This window comes from Citrobacter sp. wls716 (genome assembly GCF_005280975.1).
Taxonomy (GTDB): Bacteria; Pseudomonadota; Gammaproteobacteria; order Enterobacterales; family Enterobacteriaceae; genus Citrobacter; species Citrobacter youngae.
The window spans coordinates 180,110-199,231 of sequence record NZ_SZWX01000024.1; the positions used below are offsets into that span (position 1 = coordinate 180,110).

16 protein-coding genes, 2 tRNA genes and 1 pseudogene are annotated in these 19,122 nt (G+C 52.5%); 11 read left to right on the forward strand and 8 right to left on the reverse strand.

Going from position 1 to position 19,122, the window contains the following annotated elements; translation table 11 throughout:
• Positions 1-61 precede the first annotated feature (61 nt).
• Positions 62-760 (reverse strand): cache domain-containing protein, encoded by a 699-nt coding sequence (locus FDX24_RS07220; RefSeq protein ID WP_116360133.1) that lies wholly within the window; start codon positions 758-760, stop codon positions 62-64.
• A 24-nt stretch (positions 761-784) separates the two neighbouring features.
• On the reverse strand, positions 785-1,510 hold the full coding sequence (locus tag FDX24_RS07225) for a FadR/GntR family transcriptional regulator (protein ID WP_040233767.1): 726 nt from the start codon (positions 1,508-1,510) through the stop codon (positions 785-787).
• Positions 1,511-1,814: 304 nt separating this feature from the next.
• Here FDX24_RS07225 and FDX24_RS07230 point away from each other — a divergent pair, with 304 nt between their 5' ends.
• The 4 genes from FDX24_RS07230 (at position 1,815) to FDX24_RS07245 (ending at position 6,922) form a co-directional block, all read left to right on the forward strand.
• Complete coding sequence (locus FDX24_RS07230) at positions 1,815-3,242, forward strand: gamma-aminobutyraldehyde dehydrogenase (protein ID WP_101741679.1); 1,428 nt, start codon at positions 1,815-1,817, stop codon at positions 3,240-3,242.
• Positions 3,243-3,253: 11 nt separating this feature from the next.
• Positions 3,254-3,727 carry an ester cyclase gene (locus FDX24_RS07235; RefSeq protein ID WP_053065222.1) on the forward strand — a complete coding sequence of 158 codons (474 nt, stop codon included), beginning with the start codon at positions 3,254-3,256 and terminating at the stop codon, positions 3,725-3,727.
• A gap of 90 nt (positions 3,728-3,817) precedes the next feature.
• A complete protein-coding gene (locus FDX24_RS07240) occupies positions 3,818-5,710 on the forward strand; it encodes an FAD/NAD(P)-binding protein (RefSeq protein WP_137364060.1) in 1,893 nt (630 codons plus the stop codon).
• Between the two features lie 3 nt (positions 5,711-5,713).
• Positions 5,714-6,922, forward strand: a complete 1,209-nt coding sequence (locus FDX24_RS07245; protein ID WP_115643464.1) for a cytochrome c — start codon at positions 5,714-5,716, stop codon at positions 6,920-6,922.
• Between the two features lie 75 nt (positions 6,923-6,997).
• Here the strand turns inward: FDX24_RS07245 and FDX24_RS07250 are convergent, their stop codons facing one another.
• Entirely contained in the window at positions 6,998-8,476 is a 1,479-nt protein-coding gene (locus FDX24_RS07250) for a PLP-dependent aminotransferase family protein (RefSeq protein ID WP_048211812.1), read from the reverse strand.
• A 105-nt stretch (positions 8,477-8,581) separates the two neighbouring features.
• Here FDX24_RS07250 and puuE point away from each other — a divergent pair, with 105 nt between their 5' ends.
• The 6 genes from puuE (at position 8,582) to FDX24_RS07280 (ending at position 16,173) form a co-directional block, all read left to right on the forward strand.
• Positions 8,582-9,844 (forward strand): 4-aminobutyrate transaminase, encoded by a 1,263-nt coding sequence (gene puuE, locus FDX24_RS07255; protein ID WP_137364061.1) that lies wholly within the window; start codon positions 8,582-8,584, stop codon positions 9,842-9,844.
• A 216-nt stretch (positions 9,845-10,060) separates the two neighbouring features.
• Positions 10,061-12,193: a TonB-dependent siderophore receptor gene (locus tag FDX24_RS07260; protein ID WP_105242169.1), complete on the forward strand. Its 2,133-nt coding sequence runs from the start codon at positions 10,061-10,063 to the stop codon at positions 12,191-12,193.
• Positions 12,194-12,202: 9 nt separating this feature from the next.
• Positions 12,203-13,213 carry an ABC transporter substrate-binding protein gene (locus FDX24_RS07265; protein WP_061067820.1) on the forward strand — a complete coding sequence of 337 codons (1,011 nt, stop codon included), beginning with the start codon at positions 12,203-12,205 and terminating at the stop codon, positions 13,211-13,213.
• 164 nt (positions 13,214-13,377) lie between these two features.
• Positions 13,378-14,433 (forward strand): ABC transporter substrate-binding protein, encoded by a 1,056-nt coding sequence (locus FDX24_RS07270; RefSeq protein WP_048211808.1) that lies wholly within the window; start codon positions 13,378-13,380, stop codon positions 14,431-14,433.
• Positions 14,420-15,424: an iron ABC transporter permease gene (locus FDX24_RS07275; protein ID WP_048211807.1), complete on the forward strand. Its 1,005-nt coding sequence runs from the start codon at positions 14,420-14,422 to the stop codon at positions 15,422-15,424. The genes FDX24_RS07270 and FDX24_RS07275 overlap by 14 nt, the downstream gene beginning before the upstream one ends.
• Positions 15,421-16,173, forward strand: a complete 753-nt coding sequence (locus FDX24_RS07280; protein ID WP_048211806.1) for an ABC transporter ATP-binding protein — start codon at positions 15,421-15,423, stop codon at positions 16,171-16,173. The genes FDX24_RS07275 and FDX24_RS07280 overlap by 4 nt, the downstream gene beginning before the upstream one ends.
• On the opposite strand, the gene FDX24_RS07285 is transcribed toward FDX24_RS07280, so the two are convergent.
• A complete protein-coding gene (locus FDX24_RS07285; RefSeq protein WP_137364062.1) occupies positions 16,160-16,882 on the reverse strand; it encodes a substrate-binding domain-containing protein in 723 nt (240 codons plus the stop codon). The two genes, FDX24_RS07280 and FDX24_RS07285, sit on opposite strands and share 14 nt — an antisense overlap.
• 241 nt (positions 16,883-17,123) lie before the next feature.
• Here FDX24_RS07285 and FDX24_RS07290 point away from each other — a divergent pair, with 241 nt between their 5' ends.
• On the forward strand, positions 17,124-17,921 hold the full coding sequence (locus tag FDX24_RS07290) for an MBL fold metallo-hydrolase (RefSeq protein WP_137346356.1): 798 nt from the start codon (positions 17,124-17,126) through the stop codon (positions 17,919-17,921).
• A gap of 55 nt (positions 17,922-17,976) precedes the next feature.
• Here FDX24_RS07290 and FDX24_RS07295 read toward each other — a convergent pair.
• The 4 genes and pseudogenes from FDX24_RS07295 to FDX24_RS07315 all read right to left on the reverse strand — a co-directional run bounded on the left by FDX24_RS07295 (position 17,977) and on the right by FDX24_RS07315 (position 19,118).
• Positions 17,977-18,053: transfer RNA gene (locus FDX24_RS07295), tRNA-Val, on the reverse strand.
• Positions 18,054-18,056: 3 nt separating this feature from the next.
• Positions 18,057-18,133, reverse strand: a tRNA-Val gene (locus FDX24_RS07300).
• Positions 18,134-18,332: 199 nt separating this feature from the next.
• Positions 18,333-18,419, reverse strand: a pseudogene (locus FDX24_RS23675) (glutathione peroxidase); the annotation flags it as partial.
• Between the two features lie 150 nt (positions 18,420-18,569).
• Positions 18,570-19,118 (reverse strand): GNAT family N-acetyltransferase, encoded by a 549-nt coding sequence (locus FDX24_RS07315; RefSeq protein ID WP_048211803.1) that lies wholly within the window; start codon positions 19,116-19,118, stop codon positions 18,570-18,572.
• Positions 19,119-19,122 lie beyond the last annotated feature (4 nt).

The following is a 19,122-nucleotide window of genomic DNA, read 5'->3' on the forward strand; positions in this document are numbered from 1 at the left end:
CGCTTTGCGCGCCGGATACAACGCTGGCATCCTTATCCGGTAACGCTCAGCCTTGAATGGACTATTTCTGGTAGTGATAAAGGATAAAGTAGTCGCTTTGATACACCACCGTGCTGTGGGCTGGTGACAATAATTCACCGACGCGAAAGCGCGGCCAACTGGAAAAGATGATCCGGTTTTCCAGATTGGTCAGAATGACATAATCAGGGTGAGGGCAGGAGAGCAGTTCGGCTTCTATCTGACTGACCAGCAGATCGACGGCGGCGACGCCGAGGAACTGATCATGATAGTAAACCGGAACCGCTGAGGTTAGGGTATAGGAGATGTTACAGATATAGTCGACATACGGGCCATGGATGTACGCTTCACCTGCCGGAGGCGAATGCTTAAACCACTCAAAGGTTCTGAAATCCAGCCGCTGTTGCGTCGCCTGATCCAAATCCAGATGTGCCTGACTCAATCCATTATCTTTCTTATACCACCATTCCAGTAGCCAATATTCTTTGGTGGTTTCTGTACTCTCAATATGGCTGGCGAAACCTGCGCCCGAACAGTAGTGATTGTTGTTCAGTGTGCTCTTGATGTGTTGCTGAACCGTTGATCTGACAGCGGGGTCGAGGACAACTTCGGCGGAGCCTTTTTGCACACCGGCAATGGCCTCGTGAATGCTCCTCGCCAGCGCAACGGTAGACTCTACGGTAGAGACGGTAATATCATCAATTTTACGGATTAATGCGCTTAAGGATGTCGAAGAGCTCATGGTCTGTCCTGCCTTCACTGATTGTCAGTTCGAGTTATATTTCAGCTTTTTTTCAATAAGGTAATAGGTAAACGTATCGATGATCTGCGTGGCGTACTGGACTGACCCGGTCTCGTTATGGGCGGCTAGCGCGTCGGCCAGCGCCGAATAAAGCGCGATAATTTCCGCATGAATATTGTCGGCGCGATAGAGTATTGCCACCAGTGATGCCCACTCGGCCTGGACCTGAAGCTCCTGGTTGGCCAGCCGTGCTGAATGAGAGCTGGCCGCAATTGCCAGCAAACAACGCATATCGGCCTGAGTCATCAGTTCTGGTGAGTCGGCTTTCCTCAGCACGTCTACAAACTCGCGAAATTTGGCAATATCCGCCGCGGTCATGCGTCTGGAGGCTAACCTGGCGCTGTGGCTGATAATGGCGCAATGCATTTCGCCTAAATCCGAAAGGTAATCGGTACTGATCGATTTAAACGGATGCAGGGCGCTATTTTTGCCATCAATATTCTCGCAAACGAAGCTCCCGCCATTACGGCCACGAACCGTATGGATAAGATTATTAGCCCGAAGCGTGTTGAGCGCTTCTCTGATAGTAATATGTGAGACACCCATCATCTTTGCCAAATCGGTTTCATTGGGCAGCTGTTCTTTTGGCTCCAGTAACCCGGTAATAATGGCATTTGACAGGCGCTGCACTATCTGGTCTGAACGACTGACCTGCCCGATAGGCGCAAATATGACCGCATGAGTAATCATAATCTTTTCTGCACTCAATTCCCTGAAACAACGACCATTTTTAACACATGCCCGCGGGGCACGAAAGGTCAGAATGGCCGCGTTATTTTACATGCCCACGCGCAACATCGCTGCACAGGCGGATGTGTGTCCCGATAGCGTCAAAGCGCACTGCACGCTGACGATGAAAAACCTTACCCTGAAAATGTAAAATTTAAGTTAAAAGTGCGAGGTTTATCATAGTGTCAATGTTGCGCATTTGAAAAATTTTTACAATATATATATTACATAAGCTTCTTTATGTATTAATTGGCGGGAGACAGGCATGAGAACCCTGAAGCATTTTATAAATGGGCAATATGTAGCGGGTAACACAGAAGACACGTTTGAGCTGGTGAGTCCGGTTGACGGTGAAACGTACGCGTTATCGCCTAATGCCGGTGCGACTGAGGTGGATCTTGCCTACTCGGCGGCCGCGGCGGCATTTAACATGTGGAAAAAATCGACACCAGCCCAGCGGCAAAAAGCACTGCTGCAACTGGCGGATGAGATAGAAAAAAATGTTGAACGACTGGTCAACGCGCAAAGCCAGGAAACCGGTCAATTGCGTCATTTTATCGAAAAAGAAGAGATTGCAGCCTCGTGCGATGCGATCCGTTTTTTTGCCGGCGCAGCGCGTTGTCTGGAAGGGAAGGCCGCCGGAGAATATTCCGCCGGGTTCACCTCAACGATTCGTCGTGAGCCGTTGGGCATTGTGGGACAAGTCACACCGTGGAACTACCCGTTTATGATGGCGGTGTGGAAGATTGCACCGGCGCTGGCCGCAGGCAATACGGTAGTTTTAAAACCGAGCGATACCACCCCGGTAAGTACGCTGCTCCTGGCTGAACTGGCGGCACCCTTATTTCCGCGCGGGGCGTTTAACGTCGTGTTGGGCAAGGCCAGTACTGGCTCACTGGTGGTTTCTAACCCGACGGCTTCATTGGTGTCGATTACCGGTTCGGTACGCGCTGGTCTGCAGGTTGCGGCATCAGCAGCAGCTAACCTGACAAAGGCCCATCTTGAACTGGGTGGCAAAGCACCCGCCGTCGTGTTTGCTGATGCAGATATGGACAAGGCGATTACTGCCATCACTACCGCAGGATTTTTCAATGGCGGACAGGATTGTACTGCCGCCACGCGCATCCTGGTGGAAGATTCTGTCTATGCGACGTTCCTGGAAAAACTGATCCAAAAAACGAAAAGTATCAAGTTTGGTCCTCCGCAGGATCAGGAGGCGTTATATGGCGCGCTGAATAGCAAAAACCAGCTTGAGCAGGTGAAGGGGTTTATTGAGCGTTTACCTGCACATGCGAAAATTGAAACCGGTGGTCATGCGGGGCCTGGGCCGGGTTTCTACTTTGAGCCAACGATAATTTCCGGCCTGCATCAACATGATGAAGCCATCCAACACGAAGTGTTTGGCCCGGTAATGACCATTCAGTCGTTTTCTGGTGATGAAGACGCGTTGCGCAAGGCGAATGATGTGGAATATGGCCTGGCCGCGAGCGTCTGGACCTGCAATCACAGTCGCGCTCAGCGTTTCAGTATTGATCTCGATTTCGGCACAGTATGGATTAACAGTCATATTCCTCTGTGCGCCGAAATGCCGCACGGTGGATTCAAAAAATCCGGCTACGGAAAAGATCTCTCCTCTTATTCGCTCGATGAGTATACCCGGGTGAAACATATCATGTGTGATATTTCCGAATAACAGGTAATACGATGAAAACATTAAAAATAGCCGCACTTTCATTGGTGATGTTCTCAGGATTCAGTCTGGCAGAAAGCTCACCGCTGAACACGGTTAAAGCATATATGGCAGCATGGAATGCGCATAATGCGCCGCTGGCTGCCCAGTACCTGGCGGACGATGCCGTTTATTACGATGCCGCCGCAGGAGAGCCGGTAACCGGCCGGAAAAAAGCTGAAAAAGACGTGATTGGTGCATTTATTAAGGCGGTCCCGGATCTGACCTGGAAAATGGTCGGTAAACCTGTCGCGGATGAAGATACTGTGGCATTTCGTTGGGAATTCTCGGGTAAAAATAGCGGCGAATGGGCGGGAAGTCCGCCGACAAATAATCCGATCAAATTTGAAGGTGTCAGCTATATTCATGTTAAGGCAGGAAAAATCACCTGGCAGGGTGATTATTATGACGCTAAAAAACTGGATGAAGAGCTGAAGCCAGTGAAGTAGTCGGCGGTATCCTCCTTGTGTCTGCGAGGGGGAACCTCTCATTTGTAGTGTTTTTTAGGACAATGTGTCAGTGGCAAAAGGACAAAGTTAATGGCAATTACCCGACGTGATTTTCTCAACGGCGTGGCGGTGACTATCGCTGCGGGACTGACCCCTCTGGATCTGGTCAGAGCGGCAGGAAAGGGGCACGAATTTATTGATGGAAGTTATTATCCGCCTGCGTTAACGGGGCTACGCGGTAACCATCCGGGTTCGTTTGAAATGGCCCATGCGTTAGGCCGTGAACATAAGCACTTTGATTTAAGCGCTCTGCCCATCGAGGAAGAGTACGATCTGGTGATTGTGGGCGGCGGTATCAGCGGACTGGCCGCGGGTTGTTTCTGGCATGAACTGGTCGGGAAAAACAGCAAGGTGCTGATCCTCGATAACCATGATGATTTTGGTGGTCACGCCAAACGCAACGAATTCACCTCCGCAGGCAAAAAACTTATCGGATATGGCGGGAGTGAAGCCTTTCAGTCACCCGCGCATAATTTCAGCCCCGAAGTGAATAAGCTGATGGAAACCGTCGGCGTGAGCGTCACGCGGTTGAAAAAGAGTTTTGACGTTAATTTCTACCCCGACTGGCAGCTAAGTCGTGGCGTCTTCTTCGATAAAAAGAATTTTGGTGAGACGAAAATAGTCAGCGGCGATCCGGGGCGTGCGGTATCCGATGATATTCCGCCGGATCGGCTCAATGGCCGTAATATCGAAGACTTTATCAATGACTTCCCCTTGAGTGAGGAAGATCGTAAAGCCCTGATCGATTTGCATGTGCGTCCGGTTGATTATCTTCATGGGATGACGGTTGATGAGAAAACGGAATGGCTGGATACCCACAGCTATAGTGAGTTTCTTTCCACCAGGGTTGGTTTAAGCAAAATGGCGCTGCTCTATTTCCAGCAGCGTTCCAACGATTTCTTTGCCATCGGTATTGAAGGCATTTCCGGTAGTGATGCTCGTGCGTGCGCATTGCCGGGAATGGAAGCGTTAGGGCTGCCGCCGCTGGACGGTGAATCGCTTGCCGACCTCGAAGAGCCATATGTCTATCATTTCCCGGATGGCAATGCGGGTCTGGCACGGTTGCTGGTCAGACACATGCTGCCGGACGCGCTGCCTGGCAATACCATGGAAGATTCTGTCCTCGCCAGACTGGATTATGAAAAGCTCGACTTGCCGGAAAACACCACGCGTTTACGCCTGAACAGCACGGTGATTAATGCGGCGAACGTGGAGGGTGGCGTTGCCGTCACCTGGCTACGCGATGGCAAAATGCATCGCGTGCGCGGTAAGAATGCCATCATGGCGGGCTATAACATGATGATCCCATATCTGGTACCGGAAACACCAGAGCAGCAGCAGGCCGATCTCAAACTGAACGTGAAGGCGCCGCTGGTGTACACCAATGTGGTGGTCAAAAACTGGCAAGCGTTTAAGCAACTGGGGGTTCATGAGTTTTATTCACCGGCCGCGCCTTACAGCCGAATCAAGCTCGACTATCCGGTCAGTATCGGCGGATATCAACACCCGGCCTCGCCGGACGAGCCAATGGTGATTCATATGGTCTATGTGCCCACGTATCCTGGCAGTAATCTGTCCGCGAGGGAGCAGTTCCGTTTGGGGCGTGCTTATCTGCTGGGGACCACGTTTGCCGCACATGAAGAGATGATCCGTTCTCAGTTGCAGGAAATGTTTGGCTCAACCGGTTTTGACAACCAACGGGATATTGCGGCCATTACCGTTAACCGCTGGGCGCATGGTTATGCGTATTACGCTAATTCACTGTTCGATGATATGGAAAAAATGCCGGAGATTATTGAGCGGGCGCGTAAACCTATCGGACGTATTGCCATCGCTAACTCTGATGCTGACTGGAGCGCTTATGCTCATGCTGCGATCGATCAGGCATGGCGCGCGGTTAATGAACTCAAGGATATGGGGTGATTTATGCGTAATGTAACCGTTTTAATCGCCTGCCTGTTTACCGCTTCTGTCTCTGCCGCTGAATCTAACGGTGAGTACATCGCGAGGATCTCAGACTGCGTGGCATGCCATACCGCGGAAGGCGGCGCAGCGATGGCGGGAGGTAAGAGGTTCCCCACGCCGGTTGGTGATATCTATTCGACGAATATTACCCCGGATAAGACGCACGGTATCGGCAACTATTCTTACGACGATTTTGAGAAGGCCGTGCGCCAGGGGATTGCCAAAGACGGTCATCCGCTGTACCCGGCGATGCCTTATCCTTCTTACTCGAAACTGTCCGACGCAGATGTTCAGGCGCTGTATAGCTACTTCATGCATGATGTTAAGCCGTCAGCAGAACCCAATAAAGAGAATGCTATTCCCTGGCTGATTTCGGCCCGCTGGCCGCTGCATATCTGGAATTGGTTGTTTACCGATGCGCCGACTGCCGCTGTTGAAGGCAACAAAGCGGATGATACGGCAGCGCGGGTAAAACGGGGGGCTTATCTGGTTGAAGGTCCGGGTCACTGCGGGTCATGCCACACTCCGAGAGGGATGGCGATGAACGAAAAAGCCTATACCAATGCCGATGCTGAGTACCTGAGCGGGGCGATGATCGACGGCTGGTATGCGCCATCGCTGCGGGGAACCGGGATGTCTGAGCAGGCGTTAACGTCATTGCTGCTGACGGGGAAAAGCAAACATGCTGCAGTATCGGGATCGATGTCTGAAGTCGTCAGCCAGAGCACACAGTACCTGACGGACGAAGATGCCACGGCGATTGCGCAGTATCTGTTGAGCCTGAAAAGCACGAAGACGGAACCGACGCGTACGAAAGCCGCTACGGCCTCCTGGTCGAATTCCCCTGAAGCGGGTAAAGTGACCTACAACCGCTACTGCTCGACCTGTCATGGTCTGGAAGGGAAAGGGACCGATGATAATGCACCTTCGCTTATTCACAACCCGTTAGTGATGGTAGACGACCCAACGCCGTTGTTCAGGGTGATTGCCCACGGCGCAGAAACACCGACGACGCGGGGGAATGTCTCCTTTAAGATGCCAGCCTATGGCGGGTTGTTCAGCGACAGCGAAATGCGCGATGTGATCAATTACGTGCGTAAAAGCTGGGGTGAAGGTAATGGTGAGGTAAGCCAGGAAGATCTGTCCGGGATTAAAAAAGCCTCACATTAATCTGTGCAATGATGCCGGATGGCGCTGCGCTTCTCCGGCCTACAAAAAGCGTACTTCGTAGGCCGGATAAGGTGCTTACTCGGTGTTTATCCTGATAATATCCGCCAGTCGGGTAAACGCCGCAGCCATCTCATGTTCTTCAATACTGGCAAAGCCCAGCAGCAGACCGCTGCGTTTTTCTTCTTTCACGTAGTACCGCGAAAGTGGGCGAACCAGAAGACCTTGTGCGTTGGCCTGTTGGGCAATTGCGCTATCATCAGTACCCGCAGGTAGCTGTAAAATCAGATGTAGTCCGGCGTTGCTGCTGTAAGGTCCCAGATAATCCTCACCAAGCTGGCTGATGATGAGCTCTACCAACGTATGGCGTCGGCGGCTATATAACTGGCGCATTTTACGGATGTGCGCCGCATAGTAACCCTCACGAATAAACTCAGCCAGCGCCGCCTGAATCAGGAGATGCCCACCACGATAGAGATCGTTATGTACCTTCATCAGTGGGGCGGCAAGCGGTTTGGGTATCACAACGTACCCGAGCCGCAGTGCCGGATAGAGGGTCTTGCTGAAGGTGCCGATATAGATAACCGGAGCATCTTCTTCCAGTCCCTGCAATGACGGGATGGGTTGGCCGGAAAAACGAAACTCGCTGTCGTAGTCATCTTCCACAATCCAGCTGTGCGTTTCACGTGCCTGATAGAGTAGCTGCCGTCGTCGACCAAGGCTCATTACCGGGCCAAGCGGATATTGATGTGACGGTGTCACAAAAATAAGTTTCGGTGCCGGTTCGACGCAAGCAGGCGCAAGCATGCCTTGTTCATCAACCGGGATGGCCGAAAAGTTGACGGCATTGATGCGCAGAATGTTTTTTATTCCCCAGTAACCGGGTTCTTCAATCCACGTATTATCGCCAGGATTACACAACGAGCGGGTTACCAGATCCAACGCCTGGTGAATGCCCTCGGTAATCAATATTTGATCTGGCGTACAGCGCACGCCGCGTGCGGTGCGCAGATAGTCCGCCAGCGCTTCTTTCAGTTCAATCAAACCACCAGTGGCATCGTAGGTGAGAAACTCCGGGCGTAGCCGCCTTGCCAGCCGATCCTGAATCTTTTTCAGTGTGCGATGCGGGAAAGAATGCACGTCCGGTACACCAGGAATAAAAGCTCCCCACTGGCGAGGGCTGGCGCTGGCATGCCCAAGCAGTTCAAGGCTACGGACGGACAAACTGGTGTGGTCTTCACGTGTCGCAGGTGAAACCGGAGGTTTATTAGGGGCCAGACCGAGATTGTCCAGCACGCTGTCGGTCACAAATGTACCGCTGCTGGTGCGCGCGGAGATATAGCCTTCGGCCTGCAACTGCTCGTAAACCCGCAGGACAGTATTCCGTGATAACGCCAGCTCACTCGCCAGGTCGCGTGAAGGTGGCATGCGGGTAGCGGGTTTCAGGCTCCCCTCAAGGATGCAGCTACAGATGGCGGCATACAGGCGACGATGCAGCTTCTCGTCAGTCTGCTGGCTAAATGCATGCTTGATCACATCTCCGGCAAGTGAACGCATTTGGATCCTTAAAATAAAACGATTTGGCTCTCGATTAAAGTACCAGATGGCGTCTAAATTTAAAGGGTAATTCAACCAATTGTGTTTATGGACAAGGTGTAGAGAATGAACAATAAAAACCTGCAACAACGTCGTCTGGATGCCACCCCACGTGGCGTAGGTGTGATGTGTGATTTTTATGCCCAGTCGGCTGAAAACAGCACGATTACCGATATTGAAGGCAATCAGTATATTGATTTCGCCGCCGGGATTGCCGTGCTGAACACCGGGCACCGCCATCCGCGTCTGGTGCAGGCCGTTGAGGCGCAACTGCAAGCCTTTACCCATACGGCTTATCAGATTGTTCCCTACGAAAGTTATGTATCGCTGGCGGAGAAAATTAACGCGGTGGCGCCAATTGACGGTAAGCGTAAAACGACATTCTTTACCACCGGGGCTGAGGCCGTGGAAAATGCGGTTAAAATTGCCCGCGCTCACACCGGTCGCCCTGGCGTTATCGCCTTTGGCGGTGGTTTCCATGGGCGGACATACATGACGATGGCGTTAACCGGCAAAGTGGCGCCATACAAAAAAGGCTTCGGTCCGTTCCCGGGGTCCGTTTACCATGCGCCATATCCTTCTGCGCTGCAGGGGGTTTCAACTGCAGACTCGATTAAAGCGATAGAACGTTTGTTTAAAGCGGATATCGATCCGAGCCAGGTCGCTGCGATTATCTTCGAACCCGTCCAGGGGGAAGGCGGCTTTGTTGTCGCTCCGGCGGAGTTTGTCGCGGCAATTCGCCGTATCTGCGATGAGCATGGCATCGTGATGATTGCCGATGAGGTGCAAAGTGGTTTTGCCCGTACCGGGGAGCTGTTTGCGATGGATCACTATGCTGATAAAGCAGACCTGATGACCATGGCAAAAAGCCTTGCGGGTGGGATGCCGTTGTCGGGTGTCGTAGGCAAAGCCGATATTATGGATGCGCCCGCGCCGGGTGGACTGGGGGGGACTTACGCCGGGAACCCGCTATCGATTGCGGCAGCTCATGCGGTACTGGATATTATCCGTGATGAAAAGCTGTGCCAGCGTGCGGCAGCGCTTGGCGAGCAACTGCGTGCTGTGCTGACCGATACGCGTGCAGTATGCCCTGAACTTGCCGAAGTGCGGGGATTAGGCTCGATGATTGCCGCTGAATTCTGCGATGCGGCCACGGGTGAACCCAGCGCCACCGCCGCGCAGCGCGTGCAGAAAAAAGCGCTTGAGCAGGGGCTGCTGCTGTTAACCTGCGGCCAGTATGGCAACGTGATCCGCTTCCTTTACCCATTGACTATCCCGCAGGATCAGTTTGCAAAAGCGTTAGAGATAATCAAAACGTCGATGAAGTAATCTCGTTCAGTACAGATCGTGTGTAAAGCCGACAGTAGCCATTACCGTCGGCTTTTTTGTTGTAACCATTTCGCCAATCCTCTCTCGTTATATATTTACATATATATCGATTAAGCCTATTCTATTTATCATACAAATATAATAAACGTGCCCCGCAAGAGAAGGCGCTTGTGTTATCGACCGCCAGTCTTTCTATCTAACGAATTGAATCAACAAATGTTAAATTGCAAAATCACCCCAATTGCCTCCGGGTTGCTGACTTTTTCTTGTCTTGCCGCCTCCCTGTCGGCCCATGCTGATGACACCATTACCGTTACTGCTTCCGCGCCTGCTCAATCTTCGTTTCCCGAGCAGGAGCCCGCGGCCGCTGAAAAAAAGGCGACGATCGGTAGCCTGGGGCAGCGAGAGTTAATTGATGTTCCGTGGTCGGTACAAACACTGTCGAAAAAAGTGATTGATCAGCAACAAATCAAAGATGTTAAGGATGTTTATCGCTACATACCGTCCGTTCAGGGAGAGGGGGTTCGACCACAAACCCGTGGCATGCAAGGGAGCGTGGTGCAAAACCATATGATTGATGGGCTGAATGCCGTTTCCACCACCGAATATCCGACAGAGCAGTTCCAGAATATAGACGTGCTGAGTGGTATCGCGGGTTCACTGTACGGGCCAGCCAACCCGGCGGGGATGTTTAATCTGGTCTCGAAACGCCCTCTGGATACGCCACTGCATCGGGTTACCGTAGGGCAAGGTACAGGGTCAGGAACGCTGGCATCAATGGATTTCAGCGGGCCTGTCGACGCGGGAGACAGAGTGAAGTACCGCCTCAACCTGATGAATGATGAAGGGCACAGTTACACCACCGATAGTCATGTTCGTCGGCAGTACGCGGGATTGGGCCTGGATTTTCAGCTGACCGATAAAACCGTGCTGGAGAGTAATTTCAGCTATTACCATTATTATGAAAAAGGCATGCCAGGCAGCTTTGCGCTGGCAAAAGGCGTGCAGTTTCCTTCGGCATTCGATCCGACGAACAGTAAATATGGTCAGTCATATGCAGGTCATGATGATGAAACGACCACTGCGGACATGCACATCAAGCATGATTTTGACGGTAACTGGATGCTGGATCTGGGGGCCTTACACCAGGTTGCTGACCGTGAATCGACGGCAGTAACCAACACCCTGACGGATAATCGGGGTCACTACACCACCACGACCTCGAATTCAGCGGCCAGTCGCTTTACGATCAACAGCTATTTAGCGAACCTGACCGGCAGCATTGATTCCGGCTGGTTGACGCAGGATATCGCGACCGGAATGCGCGGATTTGTATGGAAAAACTATAACCCGAGAAATGGGGGAACCTTTACGCTGGGGCATTCTTCACTTGATCAACATCCCGACTATCCGCGCCCGCCTTATCCTGACTTTACTAATCGCTATCATTCGGCGACCACTACGCAGCATGCATTTCTGTTAAGCGATACGCTGCATTTCACTCCGCAATGGAGTTTGTTGCTGTCTGGCAGCGAAAACTTGTTTACCGTCAGCAACTATAACAAATCCGGTCATGAAACCAGTCGCCAAAAGGATAACGGCATGAGCGGCTCCGCCAGCCTGATGTATAAACCGGTTGAGAACGTCACGCTGTACACCACCTGGGCTGACAGTTTGCAGCAGGGCGATACCGCACCTGCCGGGGCCAGCAATGCAGGACATGTGCTGGATCCGTACCGCAGCCATCAGGTGGAGGTGGGGGCAAAATATGCGCCCGTCAAAGATCTGCTGCTCACCGCGGCGCTATTTGAAGCAAAACGTCCCTTTGCTTATACCAACGACAACGGCGAATTTGCTCAGGACGGTACGCAGAAAAACCGTGGGCTGGAACTGATGGCTGATGGGCATATCACGGAAAATTTACGGGTGTTAGGGGGAGCCGCCTGGTTGGACCCCATGCTGCACAACACTGCCGCCAGTAATGCAGATGGTAAGCAGGTTGTCGGCTTGCCACGCTTTACCTCGAATGTGCTGGCAGTCTATAGCATTGAACAGGTTCAGGGACTGGATGTGGATGCCAACGTGCATTACGTCGGACGTCGGGCTACCGATAACGCGAATGATACCTGGGTAGGCAGTTATACCACGGTGGATATTGGTAGCCGTTATGCCACCAGACTGTGGAACACGCCCACGACCTTCCGGTTTGATATCACTAACCTGACCGACCGCCGCTACTGGACCAACATTGTCCCCGGCGCGTTGACGGGTTATACGGGGGCCGGGGCGGCCAGTGCGCAACTTGGCGCCCCACGTCAGGCGCAGATTTCCGTTCAGGTTGATTTTTAAGGATTGCTGATGAAAACGTGCCACACATGGTTGCTCTGTGTGTGGCTGGCGTTTCCCGCCCTGGCCACGCGTCAGGTTGTGGATGATGCCGGTCACACTGTAACCGTCCCCACACAAGTTCAACGTATTGCGGATAGCTGGTTTGCCCATCACTCGGTGCTGATGACGCTGGGGGCGGGACGTCAGATTGTCGCCACCGTCAATCATCCACAGAGCCAGCCGTGGATGTTCAAAATAAACCCATCGCTGAATCAGGCCTTACAAATTCACGGGACGTCATTCAATAGCGAGGCCCTGCTGGCTCTGCATACCGATGTTCTGTTTGTCGCAAAGGGCAAGGGGGATGCGCAGAGTTACAACCAGGCGGGTATCCCGACGCTGGAAATGGCATTTACTGATTATCCTTCGATGGAAAAGTCAGTCACGACCACGGCGGACGTGTTAGGCACGGATCAGGCTCGCGCCAGGGCAGTGGCATATAATCAATTTTTAACCCGCACTATTGCGGATGTTCGCGCGAAAACGGCGACATTAGCGGAAAATCGGCGCCCGCGGGTTCTGCACATTCAGTCGCTGAACCCACTGAAAGTCGACGGTAGAAACACGTTGATTGATACCTGGATTGCGCTCTCTGGTGGGCGGAACGTCGCCGGGGAAGTGGACGGTAACATGAAAGAAGTCTCACCCGAGCGGGTGCTGTATTGGCAGCCGGAGGTGATTATTCTCGGGGCGGGATGTGGCGATATTGCCAGTTCACCTTATGCAGCGTTGTTCAAAGAGCTTAACGCGGTGAAACAGGGCAAAGTCTGGCGCAATCCGGCGGGCGTCTTCCCCTGGGATCGCTATGGAACCGAAAGCGCGTTGCAGTTGCAGTGGGCCGCGTCAAAGCTGCATCCAGCACTGTTTGGCGGCCTGGATATGGTTAACGTAACCCGCGATTTTTACCGCCAGTTTTTTGATTATTCGCTTAGCGAGGCGCAGGCGAAGCGGATTTTAGCCGGGCTACCCCCACAGGGGTAAAGCGGGAAGCGCTGACGGGCAAATGCAGGCCAGTTCAGGGTTACACACTGTATTTGCCGTGACGAACCGCGTGGCGGTATACCGTGTCTGGCGATAATGGGTTGCCAGCTATCACGTTATATAATTTAATGCATATCGAATTTTTCCCAGTCCAGATGGTATCTATGTTAACTCTTCGCTCTTTTGTGCTGGTTTGCGCCAGCATGTTTTTTGCCTTTTCCGCACAGGCGGATCGCACTATCACCGATCAGCTTGGGCGTCAGGTTACAATCCCTGACCATGTCGATAAGGTGGTTGTGCTGCAACACCAGACGCTGAATATTCTGGTGCAACTGGATGCTGCGCAGGATATCGTCGGCGTGATGTCGAGCTGGAAAAAACAGCTTGGGCCTGAGTTTGCCCGGTTTATGCCGACAATAACTACGCTGCCTACGCCTGGCGATCTCACCAGCGTGAATATCGAAAGTTTGCTGGCGATTCATCCGCAGGTAGTGTTTGTCGCCAACTATGCGCCCGCTGAGATGATCCAGCAGATTCAGAATGCCGGTATCCCGGTGGTGGCTATCTCGTTACGTCAGGATATTGCCGGGCAACAGAATAAAATGAACCCGACGATGGCTGATGAAGAGCAGGTCTACAACGAAGGCTTAAAGCAGGGGATCCGCCTGATTGCGGATGTGGTAGGGCGTAAAACGCAGGCGGAAACGCTGATCAATTACGTCTTTACGGCGCGAGCAAAATTCAATGCGCCAGTTGCGGCCATACCGGAAGCGCAAAAGGTTCGCATTTATATGGCTAACCCTGACCTTATGACCTACGGTTCCGGGAAATACACTGGCCTGATGATGCAACATGCGGGTGGGTTAAATGTGGCGGCGGCCAGCGTGAAAGGCGCGCGTCAGGTGGCGCTTGAGCAGGTGCTGGCGTGGAACCCGCAGGTGATTTTTGTTCAGGACCGATATCCGCAGGTGGTCAAAGAGATCCAAAACGATCCTAACTGGCAGGGAATTGACGCGGTGAAAAATCATCGTGTCTGGCTGATGCCTGAATATGCCAAAGCCTGGGGTTATCCGATGCCGGAAGCATTGGCAATAGGTGAGTTGTGGATGGCCAAAAAACTTTACCCGGATGCCTATAAAAATGTCGATGTGGATGCGCAGGCGCAGGATTACTATCAACGTTTTTATCGTGTGAACTGGCAGTCAGATGCTGCTAAGTAAACGGGATTTCCCCTTGCAATCATTACTGATAGCAGGGGTGTTGGTGCTGGGGGTCAGTTCGCTGTGTCTTGGACAATATCCGCTGTCACTTCGTGAAGTGTTTTATCAACTCACCCATTTTGGCGATGCGCAGGGTATTGCCAGTCAGGTGATATGGACAGTCAGACTACCGCGTATTCTGATGGCGTTGCTGGCGGGGGGCGCGCTGGGATTGTGCGGCGCTACCTTGCAAGGGGTGTTTCACAACCCATTGGTCGACCCGCACATCATAGGCGTAACCTCGGGGGCGGCCTTCGGCGGGACGCTGGCGATTCTGCTGGGTCTTGAGCCGTGGCTGATGATGGGGTCAACCTTCTTCTTCGGTCTGGCAGCGCTCATTCTGGTATATGCCATTGCGGCCTTACAAGGGCTGGAAAATACGCTGGTGCTGATCTTATCTGGCATTATTTTAAGTGGTTTTTTTGCCGCGCTGGTGAGCCTGATTCAATACCAGGCCGATACGGAAGAAACCTTGCCGAACATCGTATTCTGGCTGCTGGGCAGTTTTGCCACGGCTAACTGGCATAAAGTCCTGCTGCTGGCGATCCCGGTATCCATTGCGGCGACGATGTTGTACCAGTTGCGCTGGCGGATAAATCTGTTATCGCTCAATGATAAAGATGCTAAAGCGCTGGGCGTGGCGGTGGTTCCGCTGCGGCGTAGCGTGCTGGTGTGCTGCGCGTTTTTAGTTGCCGCTCAGGTGGCGGTCAGTGGCAGCATTGCCTGGGTTGGGCTGGTTATTCCCCATCTTGCGCGGTTGCTGGTGGGGGTTGATCATCGTCGCTTGCTCCCGTGTGCTTTTTGGATGGGAGGTGGTTTTATGATTGCGGTCGATGATATCGCCCGCACTCTGATGCATGCGGAAATACCGCTTGGGATCATCACCGCGTTGCTCGGCGCACCGCTGTTTGCCTTCTTGCTCATTCGTACCAGTCGTCGGGGGAAACAATGACATCTATTGCGCTCAGCGTGAATCAGCTTAGCTATGGCTATCGCTCTCCACTGTTTGACCCCCTCACTTTTCAGTGTCAGAAAGGCCAGATCTGGGCGGTGCTTGGGCGAAACGGTCTGGGTAAGAGCACGCTGCTGGATACGCTAACGGGCACGCGACCCGCGCTGGGCGGGAGTATTGACGTTCATGGGGGGATAGGCATTGTGGCCCAGCATTGCCATCTGCCGTTTCCCTATACGGTGAGCGACGTGGTGTTGATGGGGCGGGCGCAGCACGTAAAATTGTTTGCTCAGCCGAGCCGCCAGGATCAACAACGGGCGGAGCAGGCGCTGGAACAGCTAAACATTGCGCATCTCGCCGCCACATCGTTTAGCTCACTTTCTGGCGGTCAGCAGCAACTGGTGATGATTGCCCGTGCTCTGGTTACAGAATGCCAGACGCTGTTGCTTGATGAGCCATGTTCAGCGCTGGATCTTGCCAATCAGCAGGTCGTGCTGCAGCTCATCAGCGATTTGGCACACCGGCAGGGGTGTAGCGTGCTTTTCTCGACGCATGATCCGTTGCACGCCTTACAGATTGCAACTCATACGCTGCTGTTGCTTCCTGAGGGAAAATGGCTGGCAGGGCCGACGGACGGCGTGGTGACAGAAGATAATCTGTTCCAGGCCTATGGCTTGCCATTGCGAAAATTCAGTGTGGAAAACTATCAGACACCGTTTATTGCGCCGCTGTTTGCTATCCACCGCTAACAGGCAAGAAACCGGCGGCGGTCAGCAACGCCTGACCGTCGTGGGCAAGCATAAATTTAACCAGTCTCATCACCTCTTCAGAAGCATCGAGCACCGCCAGTTGGTATTCACACAAGATGTTCTGTTCCGCAGGAATAGCAACGTAGCGAACATCGGACGGTGAACCGAGTGCTTTTGCATAATGTGCGTAACCAATAAACAGATCGGCCAACCCCTGGCGAAGAAGCCAACTGCTTGCCAATTCTCCTGGCGGGATGCTGAGCGTATCGCGGCCACCAACCAGTGGCAGGGCGCGTGCACGAAGCTGTTGTCCAAGGCCCGGTTCCAGTGCATCCATGTTATCGAAAAATGTCCAGGTATAATCACCGGAAGGGTCGCAGCCCGGTGTGGATGTGCCAATACGCAGCGCCGGGTCGCGTAGTAAATCCAGCCATTCACCGCGCCGGTTGGTAACCAGGCCCAGTTGATTCCAGCACAGTGTATGTGTGGAAACGGCCCGGTGTGTGTCCAGTAGTCGTTGCGGATGTGCCCGATTTGCACTGGCGAACAGAGCACACGGTTCCCCGGCTTCAATACGCTCGCGCAGCAAACCTGCCGGGCCATAGCCAACGTTGACCTCAATGCCGCTAAGGCGGGTGAACTGATTGAGTAGTGGGGTAAATGCCAGTCGTAAACTTCCCGCAGCAAGGAGGGTGATTGAAGAGGGCATGATATCTGATCTCTGGGCTATGGCGGTTATGCGAAGAAGGTGAATGATACGCCCTGCACAAGGGACTTTGAAGGCATCTGATGATGCCATTTCGCTTACATCATTTGATGTTGTAGTCACTTTCAAAGGGTTATTTGATCCAGCGTGCGGTGGGATGCTGACGCTGTCTTTTTTTGTTCTATGCTTTGACCGTAATAAAAGATCCTGAACGGAAGAGAGCATACGTGCAGGGGGAAGACAAATGACAATCTTGTGTAAGACCTGCGGAACGTCCTATGACGATACGCATGGGGCTATAACGCATTGCAAAATCTGCGAAGATGAGCGCCAGTATGTTCCCGTTACCGGACAATCATGGATCGATCCAGCCGCGCTTCACGCGACGCATACGAATAAATGGCTGCAGCATGAGCGTTCGCTACTGAGTATTCAGACCGTGCCACGGTTTGCCATTAACCAACGGGCATTTTTGCTACGCACCCCGCAGGGGAATGTGCTCTGGGATTGTATTGCGAATCTGGACCCGGCCACGCAGACGCTCATCACCGCGCTGGGTGGGTTGAGTGCCATTGCCATTTCGCATCCTCACTACTACTCCACGATGCAGGATTGGGCGGCAGCATTCGATGCACCAATCTATCTGCATGCCGACGATCGCCAGTGGATTATGCGTGACAGCCCCTCTATTCGGCTATGGGAAGGCGATGTGCATAAATTACTCCCTACCGTGACGTTGTTACGCCTGGGCGGACATTTTGCGGGGGGGAGTATTATGCATATTGATGATGGGGAGGGGATAATCCTTGTGGGCGATATTTTGCAGGTCACTCCCGGTGCGGATGCTGTGTCGTTTATGTGGAGCTACCCCAATATGCTGCCATTGCCGGCAAGCGCGGTTATCCACATTATGCACGCGTTGCAGGATGTCAGATTCGACCGACTCTATGGCGCGTTTGAAGGTCAGGATATTAAATCCAACGCCAGACAGATTGTGGTGCGATCGGTGCAGAAGTATCTTGCTTGTCTGCGCAAAGAATAGAATGGGTTTCAGGAGAACGTTTGAGAATTTAGCACCAAATCAAAGGGATATGATTTGGTGCGTCCGAGTGGACTCGAACCACCGACCCCCACCATGTCAAGGTGGTGCTCTAACCAACTGAGCTACGGACGCAAATGGTGCGTTCAATTGGACTCGAACCAACGACCCCCACCATGTCAAGGTGGTGCTCTAACCAACTGAGCTATGAACGCAACGTTGTAGGTGACAACGGGGACGAATATTAGCGGCACAGACCGAATGAGGCAAGAGGGAATTAGCATTTTTCTGCATGTTTTCACGCGATTGCAGAGTAATTAAGCAAGTTGACTATATTTTGTTGATTTTGCAGCGTGTTTTTTATTCAGACAGCGAACTGGAGCATACCAGGGTCGGTTTGAATGACAGGGGCGCTCAGACTTTACGCGCTGTAAGGATAGTAGTTTCTATTTTCTCTGGGGTAGTGAAAGGGGTAAAACGCTTGAGCGGCTTGTTGTCACGCCTATCGGGAAGCCCACACTGTAGTTGATGTGACAGGCTTCGCTGCGTACGCGACAGTGGATTGGACAGAAAACTGATTCAAGAGGCGATGAACTTTTGCGAAGAACAGAAATTCTCTGCGGTTCAGTTATGGACATTCCATAATTTATATTAACCAACCTGACGAGTGTTCCATTCGTCACGCGTGATTTCCCAAAGTTCAGAATCCAGCAAACCGCTGACATACTCTTTCTTTTCCGTCTTGATAAGCCGCATGCCGCTACTGTCTGAAATACGTTTGGAACGGATATTGAGAGATGCTTTCGGCGCACGCAATACCGTCTTATTTAACGTATTAAACCAGTAATCCGTAGCGATATTACTGGCCTCACGCATAAAACCCTGACCCTGATATTCCGGATCTAACCAAAATCCACGGTTATTATCCTCAACGTCATAAAGGCAAATTAAACCTATGAGAGCGTCAGGGGCCTCACGGAGTCTGATAGTCCAGATCCACGCAATCCCTTTTTCCATATCAGGCAGGGCAACGTTATTGACGTAATTCTCCGCACCGTTATCAGGATAGGGCCAGGGTACTGAGGAAACCATATAGCGAACTATCTCCCAGCGTGGATAAAGCAACTGAATCTGCGAGGCATCTTCGGCTTCTAATGGTTTTAACAGCAAGCGTTCCGTATGGAGTTTTGGTATTTTCATATGC